This is a genomic window from Stutzerimonas stutzeri, assembly GCF_000935215.1.
Taxonomy (GTDB): domain Bacteria; phylum Pseudomonadota; class Gammaproteobacteria; order Pseudomonadales; family Pseudomonadaceae; genus Stutzerimonas.
Genome location: NZ_JXXD01000233.1, coordinates 1 through 5,627, shown reverse-complemented (window position 1 = coordinate 5,627; position 5,627 = coordinate 1). Strand labels below are relative to the sequence as shown.

At 59.6% G+C, this 5,627-nt stretch carries 5 protein-coding genes; 2 read left to right on the top strand and 3 right to left on the bottom strand.

Annotated elements, in window-relative coordinates; all coding sequences use genetic code 11:
- Window positions 1-200: 200 nt before the first annotated feature.
- Window positions 201-587 carry a diacylglycerol kinase gene (locus LO50_RS19890; protein WP_044316126.1) on the top strand — a complete coding sequence of 129 codons (387 nt, stop codon included), beginning with the start codon at window positions 201-203 and terminating at the stop codon, window positions 585-587.
- 85 nt (window positions 588-672) lie between these two features.
- Here the strand turns inward: LO50_RS19890 and LO50_RS19885 are convergent, their stop codons facing one another.
- The 3 genes from LO50_RS19885 to LO50_RS19875 form a co-directional block, all read right to left on the bottom strand.
- Entirely contained in the window at window positions 673-2,709 is a 2,037-nt protein-coding gene (locus tag LO50_RS19885; protein WP_014820231.1) for an LTA synthase family protein, read from the bottom strand.
- Window positions 2,710-2,783: 74 nt separating this feature from the next.
- Complete coding sequence (locus LO50_RS19880; RefSeq protein ID WP_014820232.1) at window positions 2,784-3,371, bottom strand: hypothetical protein; 588 nt, start codon at window positions 3,369-3,371, stop codon at window positions 2,784-2,786.
- On the bottom strand, window positions 3,371-4,534 hold the full coding sequence (locus LO50_RS19875) for a sialidase family protein (RefSeq protein WP_014820233.1): 1,164 nt from the start codon (window positions 4,532-4,534) through the stop codon (window positions 3,371-3,373). The genes LO50_RS19880 and LO50_RS19875 overlap by 1 nt, the downstream gene beginning before the upstream one ends.
- Before the next feature lie 583 nt (window positions 4,535-5,117).
- Here LO50_RS19875 and LO50_RS19870 point away from each other — a divergent pair.
- Window positions 5,118-5,624 (top strand): copper chaperone PCu(A)C, encoded by a 507-nt coding sequence (locus LO50_RS19870; protein WP_041754353.1) that lies wholly within the window; start codon window positions 5,118-5,120, stop codon window positions 5,622-5,624.
- Window positions 5,625-5,627: the final 3 nt, after the last annotated feature.

Genomic DNA, 5,627 nt, shown 5'->3' with positions numbered 1-5,627 from the left:
TGCTTGATGATGGGCGCGCGCTTTAAATCAGGCGCTTCGCATAATCTATATTATGTTAAATTGCGTTTGTGGTAATGGCCGTGCTTTGCCATCGCCACCTTCTGGTCCTTTCCCTCTCTGGTATTCGTTTAGCCACGATCAGCACGCGCTCTCTGCCGCGGGATGCTTATACTCGCCACAATTCTGCCAGGAAGTTGAACATGAGCAGCATCGAAGAACTCAACGCGCAATCGCTCAAGGGGCACTCAGGTCTCAGGCGAATCCTGAGAGCGCTCGGATACTCCATTGCCGGTATCCGTGCTGCGATTGTCGGCGAAGCTGCCTTCAGGCAGCTGCTGCTGCTCAACGCTGTCCTGATACCACTGGCGTTCACGCTCGACGTCAGCCGAATCGAACGCCTGTTATTGGTGATCGTGCCGTTGTTGACACTGGTAGTCGAACTCGTCAACTCGGCGATAGAGGCAGCAATCGACCGAATCTCGCTCGAACTGCACCCGCTTTCCAAGAACGCCAAGGACATGGGCAGCGCGGCGCAACTTCTGTCGCTGGTGATGGTGGCGGTCACCTGGCTGATGATTCTCTATTGAGCCTGACGCTGTAACGTCACGCTCAAGTTCGCCCGATCTGCCCATCCGCTCGCTCGCGGATAGGCAACCATGATCGCCCTGGAACTCAGTCCGTTCTGACGTTCTGATAGAGCATCAGGCGCGATGCCTCGTGCAGTCCCCGTGTCAGGGCGACGAGTCGCTGGTATTCCTCGGGATACCGGTCGGCTACGTCGACCAGAGGCTCCGGTGATGCAATTTCGTGCAAGGTCGGCTGGCTGCCGTCGTGCTGCATCTGCAGAAGAAAGTCCTTGGTCACGCCACCAATCAGCGGGAACGTGCCTTCGCGGAGCACGAGTGGAACCACTCGCTCCCCTTCAGGAGCCGGCTGCTGGATGTCGCGTCCCATCGCACCGTTGCGAAACTCCATGCCGGCCATGCCCAGTACGGTCGGTAGCAGATCGGCCAGACCCACGGCCTCTTCGATCACTCGTGGCTCCAGCAGCTTGGGCGCGTGGATCAGCAACGGAACGTTATTGCTCTCGAGCCCCAGCTTTTCGTATGCGGGCAGCATGTGCGGAATCTGGGCGATACGCGTGTTGTGGTCGCCAAACATGACGAAGATGGTGTTGTCATACCAGCCGCCTTCCTTCGCAATCTCCATCAGGCGGCCGATGTTGAAATCCAGAAGGCGGACCGCGTTGTACTGCGCCACGCTGCGGGAGCCCGCGCCTTGTACCTCTTCCAAAGGCAGATCAAGGGCTTCGAAGCCGTCGTTCTGCTTGGGTATGGTGAACGGGCGATGATTGCCCGCCGTCTGGATATAGGCGAAGAAAGGCTTGCCCTCCCCCTGCTCTCGCAGCAGCCGGTCACTTTCCTTGAACAGGTCCAGGTCGGAGATTCCCCATACATCCACCATCGGAGAGTTCCAGTGGCGCTCTTCATATAGCTGGATGTCGTCGATGCTCTGGCGGATAAGGGCATTCATATTGGCCCAGCCGGAATTGCCGCCGATCATGTAGTACTTGTCGTAGCCTTGCAGCGCGTTGACAAGGCTGTGTTGCCGGGTGATCAGCGGATTGCGCGTCGCGGTTTCCTGCCGGGAAACGTCTGGTACGCCGGATATGCTCGCCCACACGGTCTTCGCGGTGCCGGTCACGGGAACGTAGAAGTTCTTGAAGAACCAGCTCTGCTTGGCCAGCCGGTCGATATTGGGAGTCGGATTGAGCGGATTGCCATAGGCGCCCACTGCGGTGGTTCCCAGGGATTCGAGCATGACGAAGACGACATTCGGCCGCTTTCCGTCAATCGCATAGGGTTGAACGCCCTGCTCCCGGCTGAAATTCAGCGTTTTCGCATCAGGCTGGTCGACGCCCAGGTAATGGCTAACGACATCGTAATGGGCCTCGACCTGTTCCCGGTCATACGGCTGATTGGGGACCTTCAGCGTGTCATAGAGGAAGATCACCGGATTCAGGCCAAGGGCTGCGATCTGGTTGTCGCCCGAGAAAAACGCATCGCTCCAGCGCAGCGGCACCGGGTTTTCCAGATTGATATTGTCGACGCGCCCGAGGATGGCGACGAAAACAGCCACCACCATCAGCGCACTACCCCAGATCAGCGAAAGCCGGCTGATTCGCTTTGCCGGACGATCCAGCGTGACCCGCTCGAAGCGCAGCAGCAGCCACCACACCAGAGCGGTTGCCGCCGCCCAGCCAACGCTGATCCAGACCACTGGATAGGTTTGCCAGACCATATCGGTGGATATCTGCGCGTCCTCCAGAAAGCGCAACACGGTGGCATTGATGCGCACCCCGAGATAGGCGTAGTGGCCAAAATCGATGATGTAGACCAGCAGCACTGCACCAAGCGCCAGTGCCAGATAGAGCCGCGCCACCCAGCGAAGGACGCGGGAGCGCGTCAGGTTCCAGACCGGCAGCCACGCCAACAGCGCGATCGGCAACATCAACAGGATCGCCAGGCGAAGATCGAAACGCAGGCCGATTCCGAGCGTTTCGGGTACGGCTTCGACCGTGCCGAGCGTGCTGGGCGCCAGTCCGGAAAAACCGACGAAGAAAATCCCGCGCAATGCTGCGAGCGCAATGAACAGAATCCCGACTGCACCGAACCAGTAATGCAGGCGCCGCGACTGAAGCCAACCCATTGTCCCAACCTCGAATCTATCGAATCGTCAAATAGCGCAGCCGAGCCATCACAGGTCGGCTGGAGTAATTTTCGTCACGCGGGCATTGGCTTGCGCACGAGTGCCTTGCAGGCATAGACGAGCAACGCCCCGCAGCTGAACAAGGCGATGAAGGGGTCTAGCAAATAGTCCCAGTAATTGGGCGACGGCTTGATCCCCAGGCTGAACGCCAAGGTGGCAAGGCCGAGCATGGAAGCCCCCAACCAGTTCCTGAGCAGCAGCAATCCCAGGGCAAGCACGCCCACCACCGCGATCAGCGGGCGGGGGGCGTAACCGAGTTGATAGGGGTCCAGATAGGACAGGCCCATCGTTGCCGGGTAGAGAAAAAGCGCCAGCCCCGCCATCACGATCAACAATTGCACGCGCGCGTTCTGCGGCGGCATCGCCATCAGTCCCAAGCGCACCGCCGCGAAAAATGCCAGCGCCACCAGCGTCGTGATGGCTACGTCATCGGTGAAGCTGCGCATGTAGGCGGCCAGTGACAGACCGTCCACGGGAATGAAGCTGATCCCTAGCAGGAGGAGAAGGCGAAGCCCTTGAAACCCGCGGCCGAGGCCAAATCCAGGCGTGACGATGAAAGCGAGTAACCCGAAGGTCAGATGCGCTTGCCAGAGTTCAGGCATCAGAGCTGCTCCAGTAGCCAGGCATCATTGAAGCTGACGTGTTTGATGAAGGTATTGTTCCAGGAATAGACCAGGTGGTAGAGACCGTCGGCGCTCCTGATGAAGTAGGGATACTCGTACTCGAAATCGCAGCCATGGGTTTTGCAGACGCGCTTATCCAGGTTTGTCAGAAACTCGTCCACCAGCGATAGCCGCCGCGGCCCGCTGGAAAGGCGAAACTTGTCGCCGATGATTTCCCGATATACCTCCGGGGTGAACGGGTTGCCCTCCGGGTCAGGCGATTCGTCCAGGTCAATCACCGGCTTCCAGAGATCGAGGCTCGAGTCGGTTTCCATCAGGCGAAGCCGGAAACGTCCGTCCTCCAGATCATTCAGGGCAACCAGCAGGCCATGGTTGGGCGTGGCCACCGCTGCGAGCGCGGAATTGGGGTTGGCCGGGTCGATCGGATAAGGCTTGCTCCAGGTTCTGCCGGCGTCCGCGGTGCGGCTGGCGAGCACGCGATGATGGCTGGCACCTGCATAGCGCAGCATGGCAACGGCATGTTGCTCGTCCATCGGCACCACTGTCGGCTGCAGTGAATCGTTGCCTTTGCTGATTCGACTTTTACCGGTCACCTCGCCGTTCGGGCTGATGTACAGATACTCGGCGAACTTGCCGAGGAACTCGTGGTAGACGGGCAGTCCTATGGTGCCGTCCTGATGGAATACCGGGGCATTGCGCACCAGTGTGCTGATGTTCAAGAAGGGGGTGGTGATCAGCTGCCTGGGAGTCGACCAGGTTTCTCCGAGATCATCCGAATACATGGCGTTGATGGCGCTGCCAGCCCAGCCACCGATCGATACCGACACATAGAACAGCCACAGCCTGTTGTCGGGAGCCAGCGCAATGACCGGATTGCCGAGCTTGCGTATGTGCTTCTGGGTCGCCTTCTGGGTCGACTCGCGAGTTGCCAGGACCAGTTCCTCGCCCCACTCCGCCGCAATCGCGTCGAATCGCGCGCCGCGCACCTGAACGTCCGCAGCCCCTTCGCGCGAACCGGCAAACCATACGGCCATCAGGCCACCATCCGGCAAGGAGGTGACCGACGAGGCATGGACAAATTCGTCGAGATCGGAGGATGCGAAGCGGGTGCTGTAAAACGGCCCCTTGCTGGCAAGCGGCAACGCATGGGGACTGCCAGCTACGGCGAAACCGGCAACCGCTCGCTCAGGATGAAGCCACCAGGCGGTAGTGAAAATAGCTGCAAGGGCGATGACAGACAGGCAGGTGGGAAGAAATCCGAACTTTCCAGAACTCATATAAATCATGTCCGTATAAACACATGACGCGTCCTGCGCGTTGCAAGAAACGACAAGCTCGTATGCCCCAAAAACCGTCGGGGCGTGAAAAAGAAAGTGTATTGGTCGGTTTGCCCCGACTTCTGATGGCCGGGAGTACCGAGCTTGTCTGAGCGGCCGCCGATCATGGCCGAGCACCAGGGTCGGAGCAATCACTTGGTGCAGGAAGCCGATCAGCCGCGCTTGATAAACGCTTCGTTCAGAAAAACCAGGTGCTACAGAAATCCTCGACGGCTTCAAGTGCAGGCGTCGCAATATAGTGTCACAAACATACCTGTGGCAAATTGCTGCACCCTCCTCTCCATCGCGGCACGCAGGCCATGGCCGACCGATAAGTCGACTACCCAGACGTACCGCTGCAGGGCCAGCGGCGTAATATGGCGCATCTCAACAGAACGGGAGTTCTCTCATGCTGCTTCGCTTACTGGCCGCTGGTACTTTTGCGGCACTCTGCTTGCCTGCCCTTGCGCAGGAGCACCACCACGACCATCAGGCTTCGACACAACCGGCTACCAGTGAGCTAGCTGTCAGCCAGGCGTGGTCGCGGGCAATGCCGCCCAGCGCTCCGACTGGCGCGGTGTACTTCATACTGGAAAATCGTGGTCAGCAGCCACAGCGCCTGATCGGGGCGCAGACCTCACGAGCCGAAAAGACCGAGCTGCACACCCATGTGCATCAGGGCGACATGATGAAGATGCAGCAGGTCGAGGCGGTCGACGTGCCCGCGGCTGGCAAAGTGGAGTTCAAGCCGGGTGGCAATCACGTGATGCTGTTCGGGCTTAAGCAGCCGCTGGTGGCTGGGGAGAGCTTCCCGGTGACGCTGCAGTTCGAGGACGGCGGCGAGATCACCACCGAGGTGAGCATCGAGGTAGACGCCCCGGCTGCCGGCGGAGCTGCGCCAGGGCATCATCACTGAGTG